Origin of the sequence: Methylomonas sp. LWB (genome assembly GCF_001856095.1) — a bacterium.
GTDB lineage: Bacteria > Pseudomonadota > Gammaproteobacteria > Methylococcales > Methylomonadaceae > Methylomonas > Methylomonas koyamae_A.
Map to the genome: position 1 here is coordinate 424,883 of NZ_MKMC01000012.1, position 19,575 is coordinate 444,457.

Annotated in this window: 17 protein-coding genes and 1 riboswitch; of the genes, 13 read left to right on the forward strand and 4 right to left on the reverse strand. The window is 56.5% G+C overall.

All coding sequences use genetic code 11. The features are described 5' to 3' along the window. The first annotated feature begins 258 nt into the window (after window positions 1–258). From BJL95_RS07840 to BJL95_RS07885, 10 genes are all read left to right on the forward strand, one after another. The gene (locus BJL95_RS07840; protein WP_071156860.1) at window positions 259–777 is read left to right on the forward strand and encodes a sigma-70 family RNA polymerase sigma factor; all 519 of its coding nucleotides are present in this window, start codon (window positions 259–261) and stop codon (window positions 775–777) included. A gap of 42 nt (window positions 778–819) precedes the next feature. After that, window positions 820–1,833, forward strand: a complete 1,014-nt coding sequence (locus BJL95_RS07845) for a FecR family protein (protein WP_071156862.1) — start codon at window positions 820–822, stop codon at window positions 1,831–1,833. A 231-nt stretch (window positions 1,834–2,064) separates the two neighbouring features. Continuing rightward, a complete protein-coding gene (locus BJL95_RS07850) occupies window positions 2,065–4,524 on the forward strand; it encodes a TonB-dependent receptor (protein WP_254786724.1) in 2,460 nt (819 codons plus the stop codon). Window positions 4,525–4,591: 67 nt separating this feature from the next. Continuing rightward, a riboswitch (cyclic di-GMP riboswitch) is annotated at window positions 4,592–4,671 on the forward strand. A 109-nt stretch (window positions 4,672–4,780) separates the two neighbouring features. Continuing rightward, complete coding sequence (locus BJL95_RS07855; protein ID WP_071156864.1) at window positions 4,781–5,551, forward strand: hypothetical protein; 771 nt, start codon at window positions 4,781–4,783, stop codon at window positions 5,549–5,551. A 95-nt stretch (window positions 5,552–5,646) separates the two neighbouring features. Continuing rightward, window positions 5,647–6,483: a hypothetical protein gene (locus BJL95_RS07860; RefSeq protein ID WP_071156866.1), complete on the forward strand. Its 837-nt coding sequence runs from the start codon at window positions 5,647–5,649 to the stop codon at window positions 6,481–6,483. Further along, window positions 6,476–7,330 (forward strand): VPLPA-CTERM sorting domain-containing protein, encoded by an 855-nt coding sequence (locus BJL95_RS07865; RefSeq protein WP_071156868.1) that lies wholly within the window; start codon window positions 6,476–6,478, stop codon window positions 7,328–7,330. Before BJL95_RS07860 ends, BJL95_RS07865 begins: the two co-directional genes overlap by 8 nt. Then, entirely contained in the window at window positions 7,327–8,976 is a 1,650-nt protein-coding gene (locus BJL95_RS07870; RefSeq protein WP_071156870.1) for a sialidase family protein, read from the forward strand. The genes BJL95_RS07865 and BJL95_RS07870 overlap by 4 nt, the downstream gene beginning before the upstream one ends. Window positions 8,977–9,138: 162 nt before the next feature. Further along, window positions 9,139–10,860, forward strand: coding sequence for a lysophospholipid acyltransferase family protein (locus tag BJL95_RS07875; RefSeq protein ID WP_071156872.1), 1,722 nt, complete (start codon window positions 9,139–9,141; stop codon window positions 10,858–10,860). An 8-nt stretch (window positions 10,861–10,868) separates the two neighbouring features. Then, complete coding sequence (locus tag BJL95_RS07880) at window positions 10,869–11,882, forward strand: M14 family zinc carboxypeptidase (RefSeq protein WP_071156874.1); 1,014 nt, start codon at window positions 10,869–10,871, stop codon at window positions 11,880–11,882. Further along, window positions 11,875–12,657: an alpha/beta fold hydrolase gene (locus tag BJL95_RS07885; protein ID WP_071156876.1), complete on the forward strand. Its 783-nt coding sequence runs from the start codon at window positions 11,875–11,877 to the stop codon at window positions 12,655–12,657. Before BJL95_RS07880 ends, BJL95_RS07885 begins: the two co-directional genes overlap by 8 nt. Here the strand turns inward: BJL95_RS07885 and BJL95_RS07890 are convergent. Further along, window positions 12,654–12,971 (reverse strand): H-NS family nucleoid-associated regulatory protein, encoded by a 318-nt coding sequence (locus BJL95_RS07890; protein ID WP_064027593.1) that lies wholly within the window; start codon window positions 12,969–12,971, stop codon window positions 12,654–12,656. The two genes, BJL95_RS07885 and BJL95_RS07890, sit on opposite strands and share 4 nt — an antisense overlap. Before the next feature lie 65 nt (window positions 12,972–13,036). Beyond that, window positions 13,037–13,729, reverse strand: a complete 693-nt coding sequence (locus BJL95_RS07895) for a DUF2914 domain-containing protein (RefSeq protein WP_071156878.1) — start codon at window positions 13,727–13,729, stop codon at window positions 13,037–13,039. A 140-nt stretch (window positions 13,730–13,869) separates the two neighbouring features. Between BJL95_RS07895 and BJL95_RS07900 the strand changes: the two genes are divergently transcribed. Genes BJL95_RS07900 through BJL95_RS07910 form a run of 3 tightly spaced genes read left to right on the forward strand, consistent with a single transcriptional unit; the run spans window position 13,870 to window position 18,519 of the window. After that, window positions 13,870–16,707, forward strand: coding sequence for a 2-oxoglutarate dehydrogenase E1 component (locus BJL95_RS07900; protein ID WP_071156880.1), 2,838 nt, complete (start codon window positions 13,870–13,872; stop codon window positions 16,705–16,707). Next, window positions 16,697–17,875, forward strand: a complete 1,179-nt coding sequence (gene odhB / locus BJL95_RS07905) for a 2-oxoglutarate dehydrogenase complex dihydrolipoyllysine-residue succinyltransferase (RefSeq protein WP_064027599.1) — start codon at window positions 16,697–16,699, stop codon at window positions 17,873–17,875. The genes BJL95_RS07900 and odhB overlap by 11 nt, the downstream gene beginning before the upstream one ends. A gap of 2 nt (window positions 17,876–17,877) precedes the next feature. Beyond that, window positions 17,878–18,519 (forward strand): MBL fold metallo-hydrolase, encoded by a 642-nt coding sequence (locus tag BJL95_RS07910; protein WP_071156882.1) that lies wholly within the window; start codon window positions 17,878–17,880, stop codon window positions 18,517–18,519. 11 nt (window positions 18,520–18,530) lie between these two features. Here BJL95_RS07910 and BJL95_RS07915 read toward each other — a convergent pair whose 3' ends face one another. Next, the gene (locus BJL95_RS07915; protein ID WP_071156885.1) at window positions 18,531–18,938 is read right to left on the reverse strand and encodes an Rrf2 family transcriptional regulator; all 408 of its coding nucleotides are present in this window, start codon (window positions 18,936–18,938) and stop codon (window positions 18,531–18,533) included. Between the two features lie 139 nt (window positions 18,939–19,077). Continuing rightward, entirely contained in the window at window positions 19,078–19,548 is a 471-nt protein-coding gene (locus BJL95_RS07920) for a copper resistance protein NlpE (protein ID WP_071156887.1), read from the reverse strand. Between the last annotated feature and the right edge of the window lie 27 nt (window positions 19,549–19,575).

Genomic DNA, 19,575 nt, shown 5'->3' on the forward strand with positions numbered 1-19,575 from the left:
AGGCCAATTTCAACGCTACCGGATTGGCTATGCGGCAAAATAGGCACCGCACTTTTTACCGTTAATTAATCTGTGTTATGTGACAGATCCTGGTTCCGTGATTTGCCTTGTTTTTTGCAAGTCTGTCGGCTCCACAACAACGGCAAACGGCCGAATCTTGCGGCTTTTAAATTAAGCGGCCCCATTTTTGCTGGACGGTGATGCCCCGCCACCGATACCGGGATTGGCGAGAGCCAATGCCGCCGCTACTTAAAATCCATGACTGTAAGAAACCTAACCGATAGCAATGCGTATTGGAGCGACTCGCTAGCCGCGGAACTGCTGCGATTTTTGACTGGTCGGATCAAGTGTCCGGACATCGCGGCCGAATTGACTCACGATACCTATCTTGGCTTGCGGCGAGTCGTCGAGCAGCAAGCACCGGAGAATACGCGGGCCATGGCATTTAGAATCGCAATGAATCTGGCGGTCGATTATCAGCGTAAAATGATGGTGCGTGACCGTCACACCGCCGAGGAGGCGTTCGACACAATCGCCGAAACCGTCGCTTGCCCGACCTCCAGTACCGAGCGTGTTTTAATCGGCCGCGAGCGTTTGCAAGCGCTAAACGGTGCGTTGGCCGAGCTACCGCTACAATGTCGAACGGTCTTTCTATTGCATGGCGTCGAAGGCCTCACCTATTCGCAGATCGCCGAGCGCTTGGGCATATCCAAGTCCTTGGTTAATAAACTGTTGGCTCAAGCGATGCATCACTGCGCAGACCGCATGGCCGAGTGATCGGCCACGCCGCATATACCACCCACCTCTTCTAAACTCAGCATGTCCGATTCCTCCGACGCGCTCCCCGATACTTCGCCTAAACAACAAGCCTTGAATTGGCTGGTCAGATTGCGCGACGACCAATTGACCGACGCCGATCTGGAAGACTTCGCGATTTGGTTAGCCAGCGACCCCGCTCACGCCGACGCGTATAACCTAGCGGAAGCGCTTTTCCACGATATGGTTCTAGCGGGACGTGAACAGCCACGACCGAGCAGTGCCGCCCCAATTTCGAGTACACGTCCTTTGATGCGCTCGGTCGCTCCCAAACCTCGCAAACACCGTTGGCGCCGGTTACAAGGCGCCGCGGCCATCGCCGCGGCCTGGTTACTGGCAACGCAGTTGATTCTGCCGCGTCAGGCCCACTGGCTGGACGCGCTGCTTAGCGACTATCGTACCCAAACCGGCGAATTGCGCGATATCCGCTTAAGCGACGGTAGCCGGCTGATGTTGAACACCGACAGCGCGATTTCGGTCCAGTTCGATGCTGGGCTGCGCCGTATTGTATTGCATCACGGTCAGGCCAGTTTCAGCGTGGCTCCGGACAGCACGCGACCGTTCGAAGTAGCGGCCGCCGATGTGACCGTCCGCGCCCTGGGAACGATATTCGACGTCTATAAAACCGACGCCGGCTTGACCCGAATCGAAGTCAAGGAACACGCCGTCGCGGTCAGCGCCGGCCGCGAGACCAAACTCGAAGTCGCGGCCGGTCAGGCCGTCGAACTGCGAGAAGGCCGGCCCTTGGCGGCACCCGCCCCTGTGCGGCTGGATCAATCCGGCGCGTGGCAGCAGCGTCGGTTAATCATCAACGACAAGCCCTTAGCGGAATTGGTTGCCGAATTGGAACGTTATCGTTACGGCAGGATTTTTCTTAGCGATACCGAATTGGCCAGGCAACGCGTCAGCGGCGTGTTTGCCTTGGACGATCCGGATAGCGCGCTGAAAACGCTAACCTTGGCCTTGAATTTAAAATCGTCTCGGCTAGGACCGTTTTGGACGGTTTTACATCGTTAACCCGCTTACTCTCCCGCTTGCCGCTGGGCGCGCCCCACGCCCGATCACCACGATTACGTTCCCGCTTGCACTTAAGCCACGACTGCAATGTTTCGAATAGTGAGTCGGCGAAATCCTGTTCATCTTGGCGCTTGTGTTGCTCTCGGATATTTTTTTGTTTTTTTCGTAGTCGATTTTCTCGCTCGAACGACTTCCTTATTGAAGACAGTCATTGTCAAAATAGGAAGACGTTTGAAACACCGACCCGCACCCAGCCGCCGCTACCACTCAGACCAAGTCGCCACGCCGGCCACAGGCGTCGACAAAGTCGCGTTGCTGTGCGTGGTCACTTCACTGAGCGGCGCGATGGTTTGGATACCGGTTTTGGCCGAGCCGGTCGGATTCGACTACAACATACCCGCTCAGTCGTTGAACGACGCGCTGATCGAGTTCGCCGCCAAGTCGAACCTTGAATTGGTATTTCCGGTTGACGACTTGCGCGGCCTGAGCGCTCCCGCACTGAAGGGACGCATGAGCGTGGAACAAGGGCTACGCATCCTATTGCAAAACAGCCGGTTGACATTCCGCTTTCTGGACGCCCGTACGATCACGCTCGAGACCGGGGAGCGCCCCACCAACCCGCGACGGGCTCCGGTTGCGTTGCCGCCAGTCACGGTCATCGGCAAACCGATTGCCGAACCGGCCGACGATGCCTTGTATATCCTAGACCGAATGCAGAGCGCCACATTGACCGACACGCCGGTGCGACGGATTCCGCAAACAGTCGCCGGCGTTACCCGCGACCTGCTGGACGACCAGCAAGCCGTCACGGTCAGCGAGGCCTTAAGCAACGTCAGTGGCGTGGTGGCGCGCAATCCCTTGTATTCGCCGGTCCTGGAAGGGACGCTCATTCGCGGCTTTCCCTCCGAGCAACTGCTGGACGGCTTTACCCAGTATTACAATCCCGGCGACCGGGAAAGCACGATTAACGTCGCCAGCCTGGAGGTGCTAAAGGGCAGCAACGCCCTGCTCTACGCCGGCGGCTCGGGCGCCCCGGTCGGCGGTGTCGTGAATTTGATTTCTAAGCAAGCTCGGCCCGAGGCTTTCGGCGAATTCGGCTTCCGAACGGGATCTCACGACTACTTTCAACCGAATTTCGATATCAATCAGCCTTTGCATAGCCGGGTTTGGCTGCGGATGACCGGTGAATTTACCGATGCCGGCAACCGCGTCGATGCGGTCGAGACCCAGCGTTACAACTTGAATCCGGCCCTGACCTTCACCGACAACCATCGTAACAAGCTTACCTTGCGCGGGAAATTGTCGCATTGGCGGCAAACCGAGTATCAAGGCTTGCCGGCCACCGGCACGTTAGCCGGCCGATTTCGGCTCCCACCGGACCGCTTTATCGGCCCGGCCGATGCGCCCCAAAGCCGTTCGGACAGCCAAGCGATTTGGGGCGAGTTCGAGCATCGTTGGGATAAGCACTGGACGATCACGCTGAAAAGCCGGGTGTCTCGAGCCAGTTTCGATCAGCGGGTGCAAACGCTATTCGGCGACGATGGCTTTATAGCCGATCGGCCGCTGAGCGCATTGGGAGCGTCGGCATGGGGGCTGGTTAACGCCGAGCTGTATCAACGCCAACGCGAGTTCAGCGTGCTCGGCTATCTGACCGGAAAGTTCGCCTCGGAAAACAGCGAGCACACGTTGGTCATCGGTGCCGACCGCGGCGAACTCGACGATATTGGCTTCGTCGGCGCCGATTTGGCGAATACCGGTTTGGTGGATCTTGCCCAACCCAACTTCGGGTTAAGGTATGCCGTCCCCGAACCGGCGCAGCCAAACCAGTTTATCGGTAATCTGACCTACGGCGGCTATCTGCAATGGCAGGGCAGTTTTTACAATCGGCTACATTTGCTGGCCGGCTTGCGTAGAGGGAAGGTGTCCATCGATTTTCGAAACACCGCGAGCGGCCGCTCGACCAGCACCGACGCCGAGAAATGGTTGCCCCGGTTGGGCGTCGCCGTCGACATCGGTTCAGCCTGGACCTGGTTTGCCGGTTACAGCGAAGGTATGCGCGGCCAGCCCTTCGTCGAGTTTGCCGATACGCCGTTGCCGGAATTGGCGCGCCACGTCGAGACCGGTTTGAAATTCGATATCGACGGTACTTGGCGCGGCCAACTTGCCGTGTACCGAATCGACCGCGAACGGGTGGCGGTGCCGGATGGTAGCGACGCCTTGCTACGCTCGACCGCCTCCGGCGGTCAAAGCGCCGAGGGCGCGGAAGCGGACTTGAATTGGCGGTTATCGGAAGGGCTGGATTTGCTTGGCAATTATGCGTACACGTTGGCGCGCTACCAGGACGATAAAGCCGGCGTTCCGGCCGGTAACCGTTTGCCTCAGGTGCCCGATCAGGCCGGGCGGCTGTGGTTGAATTACCAACTGCCGGCGTCCTTGCTGCCCGGTTGGCGAATCGGGGTTGGCGTGAATTTAAGCGCGGGCGCCTATTTATCCAAGGACAACCGCTTCAAGACCTCCGGCTACCACTGTGTGGACGCCAGTCTGGGGTACGAAACGTCGGCATGGAAATTGGCGGCCACCGTCAAAAACCTTAGCGGCGAACATTATTATCGACCTTTCGATTATTTCGACGGCCGGGTCGCACCCGGCGCGGATACCGAACTGTATTTCAACATCGCGTACCGCTATTAGGTCGCCTGAACACACGGAGCTGAAGGACGGATCACTTAAGGAACTAGAGTGAAGCCGCCGGGACCGGCGGCAAAAACGCCACATCCGCCGCGAGACGGAGCCGGAAAACCACGGATCTTTGGACCAAAAGACCGCCGGGTTGCCCGTACTGCCATGTTCGCTTCCAGCGCCGGACCGAAAACTCGGTCCGGCGTTACGGGAAACGTGCGCCTTGCGGCCAGACATTTTCATTATTTCGACCCTTTAAGGACATGCCATGACACAAAAACACAGTTACCGATTGCAACTAGCCACCGCCGGTGCTCTTTCCATCGCGATGTTGGGCGGATTTCTCGCGCCTGCCAGCGCTGAAGCCGCGCTCGTTACCGGCAGCGTCGGCATTTCAATCGACAACGCGGCGTTAGCCGCCGTCACCGGTGGTTGGCGGATCGATAGCTTCTTTGATGCCAGCTACAACCAGATCGCCATTACCGCCGATACCGTCGGCGGCGTTGCATCGGCCATCGACATGACGCTACCGATCAACACCAATCTCACCACGACCAGTTACGCCGCCGTCAACCGCACGCTACAAGCGACCACGATGGAGGTCGGTAACACCGCCAGCGGCCAAATCGGTCTCAGCGGCGGCATGCGCATGTCGGTACCCGGCACCAGTAGCGGCTCATTGACACCTTACGATTTTCGTCTGCAAAAAATCGGCGGCGTCTGGAATCTGGTGACTTACGACCAATTTTTCTCGGGCACCACCTTTTTGCAACTGACCAATACCAGCGAAACCGTGAACGCCGGCGGCGAACTGACCTTGAGTGGCGACCTGATTTTTGGAAACGGCAGCAATAAGTATCCCAGCCCGTTCGGCCTGACCTGGGGATCGTTCCTGGGGATTTTCGCCACCAATGCGGTCGTCGGCAGCCTCTCGATGAACCTTCCGGCGGCGGTACCCGTGCCAACCGCCGTCTGGTTGTTCGGTAGCGGTCTGATCGGCTTGATCGGTGCGACGCGCCGCAAGGAGCTGACGGCTTAAGCCAGCCTTTCGCTGCTTCGATCAGTTCTGTACTCACCGCCGCGACAGACTGTGCTGGCGCGGCGCTTGCTCACCGTTTTTTTACAGGAATCGCGATGCCTATTTTGCCTTTTTACCGAATCCGCCTCGGACTACCCTTGGTTGCCGCGTTGGCGCTGTCGCCGAATGCGATGGCCTTGGTTCTAAACGCGCCGAACTCCGGCACGTTTACGATGAATCTGGACACTGTCGCGCTGGCACCTTACGCCGGTGGCTATTACCTCAGCACATATTGGGACGCGGTGGCGGCCGACCCGACCGATCCCGCCAATAGTGGCGGCGGCCTGGTCGGCCAAGTCGCTACCGCCGAAATTCCGGCGCTGAACCAAACCTTCGCGATTACCGCGATCGACGGCGATATTGCCGGTCAAGCCGCGCAACGCTTTCAACAAGCCACATCGGCCGACTTTCACATCGATACCGAAAATCTGGCCGGCGGCACCGCCGGTCAAGTCGGTTTGGCGGGCGTCCAAGGCTTCTTCGCGCCAAACTACCCACCCAACGGCGCCGGCTTGGTCAACGGTGATTTCGCGGTACGTTTCGATGCCGCTCGCCAAAACCATGGTGGCAGCGGTTGGTATCTGGACAACAACATTTATTTCACGATGGCGGTTTACGACCTCAGCAACCTTAGTATTAGCTGGATCGATGCCGATAACTGGCAATTTAGCGGCGATCTGGCGATGTCGCCGGAAAATGCCGGCATGCTGATGGGCAGCGCACTGACCGATGTCGGCGACTTTTGTTTAGGCACGGGCAGCTTTGCCGGATGCGGTCAAGTGAGCGCGGTTCCGCTACCCGGTGCCATTTGGTTGTTCGGCACTGGCTTGGCGGTTCTGGGTGGCAAGGGCCGCCGAATGGCCATATTCGGTTCGGAGGCTAGCCATGTTTAAGCGCATCGAGCAGTCAGTAGCGCGCTGGTATAGCGCGGCGGCGATAGCCGCGTTGAGCGCCAGCATGCCGGCGCTGGCCAACGCAACCGCGCTGCACGCCGATTTGGGCGGCACGTTTACGACCCAATACGACCGAGAGGCCTTGGCGGTGCTGGTGGGCGGCAGCTCCAGCGCGCCCGGTGAGTTTCTGGTCGCTTACTTCGACACGACGCAATCCGACTACACCCAGTTCAGCGATTCCTACTTCTATCTCGGCAATACCAGCAGAACCGAAATTCCGGCGGTGAATCTGGTTCACGACATCACGCCGATCAGTGCCGTCAATCCGAGTGGTCAGGCCCAAAATCGCTACGTAAAAGCGACGACGCCCAATTTCGCCATCGATAGCGAAACTCTGACCGGAACCGGTAGCCTGGGCATGACCGGCGTGGAATTGTTTCGCGGCAACTACAACGGTTCGCTGGTGACTGGCGACTTCAGCTTGCGTTACAGCGTCGCCAACCGGCAAGCCGCTTGGGACGACTTGAGACAGGCCGGAACGCCGGGCGGCTGGTACCTGCAAAACAACATCAGCTTTAGCATGGTGTTGTTCGATTTGGCGAATTTGAGTCTGATAATCGCCGACGCCAATAACTGGCAATTGAGCGGCGACTTGTTGATGAGCCCGGAGAATGCCGATTTTTTAGGCGGTGCCCGCCAAGCCGATGTCGGTGACTTTTGTTTGGGTGTCGGCAGTTTCGCCGGTTGCGGTCAAGTGGCCGCCGTGCCGGTGCCGGCGGCGGTTTGGTTGTTCGGCACGGGATTGATTGGCTTGACCGGCATCCGCCGGCGTGGAGTCAAACGATGACCGGCGGCCGTCTCGATCCGATCACGGCCGCGTGCTTGCTGCTACTGGGCGCGCAAGCGCCGCTGGCAAATGCAAACGCCGTGACTTACCAACAGTTCGTTAGTGTGCAAATGAACGTCGATGCCGGCGGCCGCAATGTTACCGGCGACGCCGCGCACGAGCCGACCATCGCCCAAGACCCGAATAACCCCAAACGATTGGTCGCCGGCTGGAAGCAGTTTACGACGGTCGCGTCCGGTAACCGCCAAGGTGGTTGGGCTTACAGCGACGACGGCGGGCTATCCTGGCATTTCCCCGGCGTTGTCACGCCGGGCGAACAGCGCACCAATATCATGGTGGACGTCGATTCGGCCGGCGATTTCTACTATCAAAACCTCCACTACGATGCAACCGGCAGCTACGCTCAAGACGTTCAGGTCCTTAAGTCCACGGACGGCGGCATCAGCTGGGGCGTACCGATCCACGCTTACGGCGAAGGCGCCGATAAAGGCCGGATCGGCATCGATCGCAGCGGCACCTCCAGCGACGGCCACGTCTATCTGGTCTGGCGCGAGGGCCTGGACGACCGCCGTTTTACGCGTTCCAGCAATGGGGGCATCAGCTTCGAGGCGCCGGTCGCCATTCCGGAGAGTCCGGCGTTCGGCACGATCGCGGTGGGCCCCGCGGGTCAAACCTATGTCAGCGGCCGTAGCGAGGATGGCGAACTGGTCGGCGCCAAATTGGTATTCGGCAAGTATCTGTTGGCGACCTCGCTGAATGCCCGCGATCCCGGCGCGTTGCCGAGCTTCACGACTCACTCCGTCGATATGGGCGGCTCGCCGGTGATGTTCCAGTTTCAGAACAATCCCAATCAATACGGTCCGCCGGGAGATCTCCAAGTAAATGTCGATCAATCCGACGGGCCGCTGCGCGGCAATATTTATTTGATGTCCTCGGTCGATCCGGCCGGCGCCGATAACCAGGATGTCAAATTCATTCGCAGCAGCGACGGCGGTCTGACTTGGTCCGCGCCGGTCAAAATCAACGACGACACGCCGCACAAGGACGCCTACCAGTGGTTCGCAATGCAAGGCGTGGCGCCGAACGGCCGGATAGACGCGGTCTGGTACGACACCCGCGACAATCTGCGGCCGGCGCTGTCGCGCTTGTATTATTCCTACTCCTGGGACGGCGGCCTGACCTGGAGCAAGAATCGGCCGGTGACGCCGGTGTTCAACACCCACATCGCTTATCCGCTGGGAGCGCAAAAACTGGGTGATTACACTCACTTGGTTTCGGACGCATTGGGCGCTCACGTGGCGTATTCGGCGACCTATAACGGCGAACAGGATGTCTATTATTTGAATGTGTATCCGGACTGTAACGATAACGGCGTCTCCGATGTCAGCGACATCGAGCTGCGTCGAACCGGCGACACCAACGCCAACCATCTGCCCGACAGCTGCGAGAACATGGTCGTACCCGGCGACTTGGACGCCGACAAGGATGTGGACAAGCAGGATCTGAATGCCCTACTCGCGTTACGTAACCGACCGGCGCGCGGTAGCGAAGACCCAGCCGATCTGGACCGGAACGGCGTGATCAACCTGCTGGACGCCCGCCGCCAGGCCCTGCTCTGCACCAGAGCGCAATGCGCCATTCAATAAATTAAACCTAAGCGATCACGTTACTCGAACGCGCGAAAAACGCGCTCGAGTAGCAAGTCTATCCAAATCGGCGCGCTTCCGCCGCGCCAAGCGTTGACATATTTCTGACATATTCTGTCATTAGAATCCCGGCAACTACCGTTTTGACCAGGATATTCGCCCATGATCGATGCCGAACGCATTTTGCACGAGACTTACCCCGACCTGAAACTCGGCAAGGACAACAAACTGCTGCTGAAGGCATTGAAAAAACTGATACATGAAGACGACTTCAACGACGTCATTCGCAAAAACCAACATCTGCGTGGCTTCGCGTTTCTCGATAAATTGCTGAATTATTTTAAGTTCAGCTACCAAGTCGGTAACGAATCCTACAACAACATCCCTGCCGAGGGGCGGCTGCTGATCGTCGCCAATCATCCGATCGGCACCTTGGACGGCTTGGCGCTGGTGAAATTGATCCGCTCGGTGCGACCAGACGTGCGTATCGTTGCCAATCGCGTGCTGTACCACATGGAGCCGCTGCAATCGATATTCTTGCCGGTCGACGTGCTGTCCGAACAAAAGAATCTGAAAAACACCTACAAAATTATGCTGGACGCGTTGGAAAACGAGGAAGCGATCATCTTCTTTCCGGCCGGCGAAGTATCGCGGATCACGCCCAAGGGCATACGCGACGGCAAATGGCAAACCGGTTTCTTGAAGCTGGCTCGCAAAGCCCAATGCCCGATCTTACCCATCCATATCAAGGCCAAGAATTCCGCGTTGTTTTACAGCATGTCCACGCTGTACAAACCGCTCGGCACCTTTCTGTTGGTCAAGGAAATGTTCAATAAGAAAGGCCAGGAAATCAGCTTTCGGGTCGGTGCGCCTATCCCCTATCAGGCTTACGCCGAAACCGAGCAAACCAATAAACAACTGAGCCAGCGCTTTCGCAAGCACGTGCAGAATCTTGGCAAGAAAAACCAACTGGCCTTGTTCGACACGGTGGCGACCGTCGTGCATCCGTCCGATACCAAGGCGATCAAAAAAGCCTTGTTCCAAGCGCGTCTGCTGGGCGAAACCCGCGATGGCAAAAAGATCTTTCTATATGAATTTCGCGACGACTGTCCGGTGATGCGAGAGATCGCCCGCTTGCGCGAGCTGACCTTCCGCACTGTCGAGGAAGGTACCGGGTTGGCGCTGGACCTGGATAAGTTCGACGTGTATTACAGCCATATCGTATTGTGGGACGACAACGACCTGGAAATCGTCGGCGCCTACCGGGTCGGCGACGGTCCGCGCATTTTGGCCAATCATGGCGTCGAGGGCTTTTACAGTCAAACCTTGTTCGACTTGAAAAGCGAGTTCGCCGACTATCTGCCCAACAGCCTCGAACTGGGCCGCAGCTTCGTGCAACCGCGTTATTGGGGGCAGCATAGTCTGGAGTATCTTTGGTATGGCATCGGCGCCTATTTGCGCGAACGCCCCGATATTAAATATTTGTTCGGGCCGGTCAGTATCAGTAACGCCTATCCTTACGCCGCCAAGGAGTTAATCGTGGGATTTTACCGCCAGCAATTCGGTGCCACCCTTCCCCACGCGATTGCCAGGATGCCGTTCACGATTTCCGAAACCGGTCAGAATTTCGCGGCCGCCGAATTCGCCGGCGACTATTCAACCAGCTTCAAGATTCTCAATTCCGAACTGAAAAAGCTGGGCGTCAAGGTGCCAACCTTATACAAGCAATACGTGGAATTATGCGTGGATAACGGCTGTCATTTCATCGACTTCAATATCGATCCGGACTTCAATAACTGCATAGACAGCCTGATCATGGTCGAGGTCGATAAAATTGCGCCGAAAAAGCGCCAGCGTTATATAGAGCGATCCTTGGCGGGGTAACGCCAATCATGCAACGTGCTTTTTCCGAACTCGACGAACTCGAGACGGTTGTCGCGCGCCTGGGCTCTCGTGCCAGATGCCGCGTTGTCGAAACCGTAGCCTGTAAGGGTAGAGAATTCCCGATTCACTGCATCAGCCTCGGTTCCGAACGCCCGGATGCTCCGGTACTGGCCTTTTTTGGCGGCATCCACGGCCTGGAGAAAATCGGCACCGAAGTGATCCTGGCCTATATGCAGACCATAGCGGCTTTGCTGGACTGGGACGAGGAATTCAACACTCGCTTGACCAAGTCGCGGCTGGTGTTTATGCCGATCGTAAATCCGGTCGGCGTATTCCGGGGTACGCGCTGCAACGGGAACGGGGTCGATTTGATGCGCAATTCGCCGATCGAAAGCGTCGGCAAAACCCGCTTATACAGCGGCCAGCGACTGAGCGCGCGCTTGCCTTGGTACCGGGGCGACGAATTGCGGATGGAGAAGGAAGCCCAGGCACTGTGCCGAGTCGTCCACGACGAGCTGTTTCCTGCTCCGCTAGCGATCGCCGTGGACCTGCATTCCGGCTTCGGGATCCAGGACCGGCTGTGGTTTCCGTATGCCTCCAACCATACCCCGTACCCGGACATCGCCGAGGCCTGCGCATTGAAGCAACTGTTCGACGCCTGCTACCCTCATCACGTTTACAAAATCGAACCGATGAGTCAGGAATACGTGATCAGCGGCGATTTATGGGATTACCTTTACGACGACCATGTCGCGCGCCGTGCCAGAGGCAAATTGTTTTTACCGTTGACCTTGGAAATGGGGTCCTGGCTGTGGTTGCGCAAAAATCCGACCCATTTATTCCAACGCCATGGCTTATTCCATCCGTTACTACCGCATCGTCAACAACGCATCATGCGCCGCCACTTGACATTGTTCGATTTTTTATACCGGTGTTTGCTGCATCCCGGCGCTTGGGCGATTCTGGACCCGGAACGGCAGCAAATCTTGCGCGGCCAAGCCTTGGCGAATTGGTATGGGTGAGGCCGGTCGTCATTGGTTGCTACTGCGCGGTCTAGCGAGGGAAACCGCGCATTGGGGCGACTTTCCCTTACGCCTGCGGTCAGCCTTCCCAGCCTCCAGGGTCACCTGTGTGGATTTACCCGGTACCGGCAGTCATTTTCGTGAGGCCTGCCCGACTTCGATAGGCAGCATCCTGGAACTAACCCGTGAGCGAGCCTATCGAGCCGACGCGCTTGAACGCCCCGTCACGCTGTTGGCGTTGTCGCTGGGCGGCATGGTGGCCTGGGAGTGGGCGTGTCGCTATCCCGCAGACATAGCCGCAGGGTGCTTGATCAATACGAGTTTCGCGGGCGTGAGTCCGTTTTATCGACGGCTACGCTGGCAAAGCTATGGGGCGTTGGCAAATATTTTACTGGAGCGGGAAATCGGTCGCCGCGAACGGCGAATTTTGGAGCTGGTCTCGAATCAAACTCGAAATATCGAGGAATTGAGTAAGGTTTGGCTCGATATTCAAAGCGAACGCCCGGTCAATCCGAGCAACGCCGCCAAGCAATTGATCGCGGCGGCTCGATTTCGGCCGAAAACTCCGCCCGATGGCATGCCTTGGTTGGTATTGAGCGGCCTCGGCGACCGACTGGTCGCTCCGGCCTGCTCTAGTGCCGTTAGCCAACGCTGGCAATTATCCAATGATAGCCATCCGTGGGCTGGCCACGACTTACCGCTGGACGACCCTGACTGGCTAGTTAATCGGTTGCGGACCTGGATAGCAAATCAGGGCACCGAAGCGATCGATTAAGCGATCTCAAATTCCGCTTTGTCGCGACCCGCGGCCAGTAATTCCTGCATCCATTTTGGCGCCAATCCGCGACCGGACCAAGTTTGGTTGGCATCCGCAGGATTACGATAACGCGCGGCAACTTTACCGATTTTTCTTTCGGCTTTTTTGTCGAGTTCGTGTATTTCAACGCCAACGCCGATAGAAGTCGCCAAGTCCTTGATTTGTGCAATTACTTCCTTGCGTTTGCTGGATTGCCTGTCTTTCAAGACTTTCTCGGCGTTTTCGATAACTGCTTGCAATTCAGATTCGGATAAAGTAGTTAAATCAGTCATATATTCCTCAGATAATTAAATGACGCAACGGATTCTATCATCAACTTGTAATAAATAAAATACCGTCATTGGATTACATCGAATCCCGTTTCTGAGTATAGTTCGCCTTTTTTTCCAAGCAACTGTACTCGCCACTGACCTTTATCCCTGGACGACAAGTTTTTAGCGGTCCAAACCTTGGCTTTATTATCTTTTACCTCGATTGTCTTTTTGAGTACCGGCTGGCCGTCCTTGAACCATTGATGAAACAAGGTCTTACCTTTCAAGTTTTTCACCTCGTTGAAGTAATATAACTCGATTGGCTCCTTCCTGATCTGAACGGAAGCCGATTTGACTTGCTCGGTCGGCTCGGTATCCTTTATAGCGTAGGTTAGCGATGCCCGGATCACTTTCCTTGAGTAAATGATGGCCGGTTGACGTTTCTGTTCCGAGATTGAGCTTGGAGAAACCGGAGTTTCTCCGGGAGATTTTCGCGCCGCCAACGGCGACGTTTCAACTTGCGGCGCCACAATTGCATTGTCGGACCGCATACTAGTTTCCGGGGCCATTGGCAAGGTTTCCGGCGTAAGGTTAGCCGGGGTTTGCTCGCTATTGTCGATGAGTAACCACGCGGATAGCATGATAGCCGCCGCCATTAACCCGGCTACCGCGGCAATTCGCCCGGTATGCCAAACAGTTACCATCTTCGGTGTTTGGGGTGCTTGACCGCTTCTGGATTTATCGTAGTTTATTTTGATAACGACTTTATTTTCAGACATGTGTTTACCGACGTTTCCCAGGGCTGAAATACCGCTCGAGCCGGAATATCGACCCGCGCGGTTCCGCACTTACTGCTTGGTAATATATCATTTTAGCTCTACCATAATGCTCCTTACTTGTGATTCCAGCCGCCCCGGATATGACTAGCCTCTTGAAACTGTTCGAAGAATCATCTTCGCTTTACGGTGGCAACGCCGTTTACGTCGAATCCCTATACGAACAATACCTGCACGATCCCAGTACGGTCTCTGAAGTCTGGCGGCGACGCTTCGACGATATTCATCGCGGCTCCACCGAGGATACGCCGCACAGCATCATCGTCGAGCGTTTCGAGAAGCTGGCGATCGCCGAACCCGGTCGCCTCGCCAAAATGCGCGGGTTTACCGAACAAAGCGTCAAAAAGCAATCCGCGGTTGCTCGCTTAATCAACCATTACCGCGTCAAGGGACACCAAATCGCCCGTAATAATCCTTTGGGCAAACTCGCGGCGATGCCCGCCGATTTGGAGCCGATTTATTACGGATTGACCGACGCGGATATGAGTACGCTGTTCGATACCGGCGGTTTGTGCGGGGTGGATCGTTTGCCGTTGCGGGAGATCATCCAGACTTTGCAGCAAATCTATTGCGGCAGCATCGGCAGCGAATTCATGCATATCGTCGACGACGAATCCAAACGCTGGATCAAAAACAAATTGGAAGGTGCCAAACCGGATTTCTCCAGTCACCCGGAAAAACGCCAATGGTTGTTAAAACAATTGATTGCCGCCGAGGGCCTGGAAAAGTTTCTGCATCGTAAATATGTCGGTCAAAAACGCTTTTCGCTGGAGGGCGGCGAATCGCTGATTTTGATACTCGACGAATTGATCCAGCGCGCCGGCGAAAGCAAGGTCACGGAAATTGTGATCGGCATGGCTCACCGCGGCCGTCTTAACGTGTTGGTCAACATACTCGGTAAAAGTCCGGCGGTATTATTCGGCGAATTCGAAGGCACTCACACCTCAATGCCCGGCGCGCTCACCGGCGACGTTAAATATCACATGGGGTTTTCGTCGAATATCGCCACTCCGGGTGGTCCGATACATTTGACGCTAGCCTTCAACCCGTCTCATCTGGAAATCATTAATCCGGTGGTCGAGGGTTCGGTCAAGGCTCGCCAAGATAGGCACGGCATTGGCGGTATCGACGTCATCCTACCGGTGTTGATACATGGCGATGCCGCCTTCGCCGGGCAAGGCATCGTCATGGAAACCTTGAACATGGCGGAGACTCGGGCATTTTCGACCGGCGGTACCGTGCACGTCGTCATCAACAACCAGATAGGCTTCACGACCAGCAATCCGTTCGACGCCCGTTCGACACTGTATTGCACCGATGTCGCCAACATGATTCAGGCGCCGGTGTTCCACGTCAACGGCGACGATCCCGAAGCCGTGGTCTTCATCACCCAATTGGCGCTGGATTATCGAATGACCTTCCACAAGGACGTCGTCATCGACTTGATCTGCTACCGCCGTCATGGCCACAACGAAGCCGACGAGCCGGCGGCGACTCAGCCGATGATGTATAAAGCCATCCACCAACACGCCACGCCGCCGCAAATCTACGGTCAAAGACTCGTGCAGGAAGGCGTGATCGACGAGGCCGGCATTCAGCAACTCGAACAGAATTACATGCAGTTGTTGAACGAAGGCAAGCCGGTTTCCCGGCCTATCATCGAAAACAAGGTGTATTCCTACTCGGCACGTTGGGAACCCTACTTGAATAAACATTGGGATATCCCGATCGACACTACGGTCAGCATCGAACGCATCCGCTTCTGCAATTTGCGGCTGCAAAGTTTGCCGCCCGGTTTCGAATTGCATCCACGGGTCGCCAAGGTGATGGACGATCGCCAAAAAATGACCGACGGAGATTTGCCTATGGACTGGGGCTTCGCGGAAAATATGGCCTACGCCACGTTGTTGATGGACGGTTACGACATTCGCTTGACCGGCCAGGACATCGGCCGCGGCACGTTTTCCCATCGCCACGCTATTTTATTGAATCAGGCCAACGGCGAGAACTATATCCCGCTTAAACACTTGAGCGATCGGCAAGGCCGGCCGCAAATTTTCAATTCGCTACTGTCGGAAGCCGGGGTGCTGGGTTTCGAATACGGTTACAGTTCCACGCAGCCGGACAAATTGGTGATTTGGGAAGCGCAATTTGGCGATTTCGCCAACGGCGCGCAAGTCGTGATCGATCAGTTTATCGCATCGGGCGAAACCAAATGGGGCAAGCTCAGCGGCTTAGTGATGCTGCTCCCACACGGTTTCGAAGGTCAGGGGCCGGAGCATTCCTCGGCGCGCCTGGAACGCTATTTACAGTTGTGCGCGGACCAAAACATCCAGGTCTGCGTGCCGACGACGCCGGCGCAAATTTTTCATTTATTGCGGCGGCAAATGCTGCGCCAATACCGCAAACCGTTGATCGTGATGAGTCCGAAAAGCCTGCTGCGCCATAGATTGGCGGTATCGACGCTGGACGAATTGACCAGCGGCGGGTTTCAGACCGTTATCGGGGAAATCGACGATATCGATCCGTTTCATGTGACTCGACTAATACTGTGTGCCGGCAAGGTCTATTACGATCTGCTGGAAACCCGGCGCCAAGACGGCTTGGATCACGTTGCCATCGTCCGGATCGAACAGCTTTATCCGTTCCCGAATGAGCGATTCAAGCAGGAACTGGACAAATACCCCAACGTCGAACACATCGTTTGGTGTCAAGAAGAGCCGAAAAACCAGGGCGCGTGGTACCAAAGCCGACACCATTTCATCGAACACGTTTCCCCGGAGATTACGATCGGCTATGCCGGCCGAGTAGCTTCCGCCGCACCGGCGGTTGGCAATTACAAAACCCATCTCAACGAACAAAAAGCGGTGGTTCACACCGCACTTTACGGTAGCAACGAAGGAACAACTCATGAGCTTTGAAATATTGGTCCCCAGCCTCCCCGAATCCATCTCCGATGCCAATTTGGTAGCTTGGCACAAGCAAGCCGGGGACTGGGCCGAGGCCGGCGAGAACCTGGCCGATCTGGAAACCGACAAGGTCATTCTCGAGGTGCCTGCACCTCGATCGGGTGTCCTGAAGGAAATTTTGATTCCGAACGATTCGACGGTTGTCGCCGGTCAGGTCCTGGCGCTACTGGACGAACAAGCCGACAAACCCGGCGGATCGCTGACGGCTAGTGGCGTCGAGCCGGTTCTGAGCCCGTCGGTCCGCAAAATCGTCGCCGAACGCGAACTCGACCCACAGGCCATTCCAGCATCCGGCAAACATGGGCGGATATTGAAGAGCGACGTAATGGACTATTTGCAGGAGCAACAGGCAAGCAAGCCGGTCGACGCCGCCGTCGAAGCCTCCCCCGCCCCGCTGTCGACGTCGGCGGTGGCCAGTCTACGTCCGGAACAACGGGTACCGATGACCCGGTTGCGCGCCAAAATCGCCGAACGCTTGCTGCACGCCCAGCAAAACGCGGCGATGTTGACGACCTTCAACGAAGTCAATCTGAAAGCCGTCATCGATTTGCGTAACCAATACAAAGACCGTTTCGAAGCCAAGCACAATATCAAGCTCGGCTTCATGTCCTTCTTCGTCAAAGCCTCGATAGAAGCCTTGAAGCGTTTCCCGGCCATCAACGCCTCGATAGACGGGAACGACATCATCTACCACGGCTATTACGACATCGGTATCGCCGTCACCACCCCGCGCGGGCTGATCGTTCCAATTCTGCGCGACGCCGATCAACTCGATTTTTCCGGCATCGAAAAAGGCATACACGACTTTGGACAAAAAGCCCGCAATGGCTCCATCAGTGTCGAGGATCTCAGCGGCGGTACGTTCACGATCACCAACGGCGGGATATTTGGTTCGATGCTGTCCACGCCCATCCTGAATCCGCCCCAATGCGCGATTTTAGGCATGCACGCGATCAAGGACAGGCCGATCGTGGAGAACGGCGAAATCGTGATCCGGCCCATCATGTACTTGGCCCTGTCCTACGACCACCGCTTGGTGGATGGTAAGGAAGCCGTGCAATTTCTCGGCATCATCAAGGAATGCCTGGAGGCGCCGGCACATTTGTTGCTGAACATTTAACGATGCGATATCAGATTATCCCGGTCACCGCTTACCAGCAAAACTGCACGCTGCTGGTCTGCGAACGCAGCCGCAAGGCCGCTTTGGTCGATCCGGGCGGCGACCTGGAACTGCTCTTGGCGGCCGTTGCGCAACACGACGCCGAGTTGGAATCGATACTGGTTACCCACGGTCATCTCGACCACGTCGGCGGGGTTGCGGCGCTAGCGGAAAAGCTGAGCCTGCCGATCGCCGGTCCCCATCAAGACGACGATTTCTGGATACAGCTGTTGCCGGAGCAATGCCGGATGTTCGGTTTTCCGCCAACCAAGATATTTAAACCGGACCGCTGGTTGCGGGACGGCGATAGCGTTCAGGTTGGACTCAATACCTTACAAGTCCTACATTGCCCCGGCCACACGCCGGGTCATGTGGTTTTTTACGATAGCGACGCGCGTTTGGCCATTGTCGGTGACGTATTGTTCAAGGGCTCGATCGGCCGTACCGATTTTCCGCGCGGCGACCATCAGGCGTTGTTGGACTCGATACGTCTGAAACTTTGGCCGCTCGGCGACGACGTAAAATTCATCCCGGGACATGGGCCGATGTCGACGTTCGGCGCGGAGCGCAAAAGCAACCCATACGTCGGCGATCATTACCGCTAACCGCGTGGGATTTACGGTTCCAGCGCCACGTCGCTCAGCGCCGCGCCGTCGAGTACCGCCAGAAATTGTTCGACCGCGTCGCTCAATAAACCGGTCAAGCGGCAACCGTTTTGAAGTGCGCAAACCCCTTGTTTTTGCGGGTTGAAACATTCGGCCATCTGAAACCGGCCTTCCACTTCCCGCACCACCGCGCCGATATTGATTTCGGCAGCGGGCCTGGATAAACGGATGCCGCCGCCCTTGCCGCGCACGGTTCGCACAAATCCCTTGAGTCCCAATTTGTGCACCACTTTGACCAAGTGATTTCTGGAGATACCGAAAAACTCCGCCAATTCGCTAATCGTCACCAATTTATCGGTATTACGGCTCAAATAAATCAACACTCTGAGCGCGTAATCCGTATGAGCAGTCAGTTGCATATCCCTGATTCCTAAAGTTGCAATGGCAATCTTGTCTTGGAATGAGCGGTCGCTCCGAAGTGCGCTATCGATGGGTCAAGCGAATCTCCTAGACCGGCCCATTGTTGCCGCCACCTGCACCCGCAACCCGGCAGTCGGCTTAATGTCCGCCGTGAGACGGCGCTTGCTGGGTAAAGTCGGTCCTGCGCAATTGATAGCGTTCCGCTTGCTTGCCGGAAATGCGATTGCCGTGTTCGTCAAGCTGGGTCAGCACGTTCTCGCCGACCAGATAGACATGGCTGGGTCCGCCGTTTTTCGGGGTCAACGTGATGGTTTTACTCTTGTCGTCCCAGCTGTATTTACCCTTCTCGACAAATTCGCGATCCGACTTGCCGGCGAATTGAGTCATCAACATATAACTACTGTTTTTGTTCAGCGCCAGCGAAGTCTTAATGCCGGCGCAATCGGTGCAAGGCAGAAAACCGTTGTAGATCCCCGGCCACTCGAAACTGTCGGATCCGTGATGGCCGGCATGATCTTGCGGCCCGGCATTTTCCGCCTGAACCGGGCCGCCGAACGCGATACCAAGTGCAAGACTGGTTAACAACACTTTCAATCGAACAATGCGCATGTTTGCTCCCGAGCAAATTCTATGGTT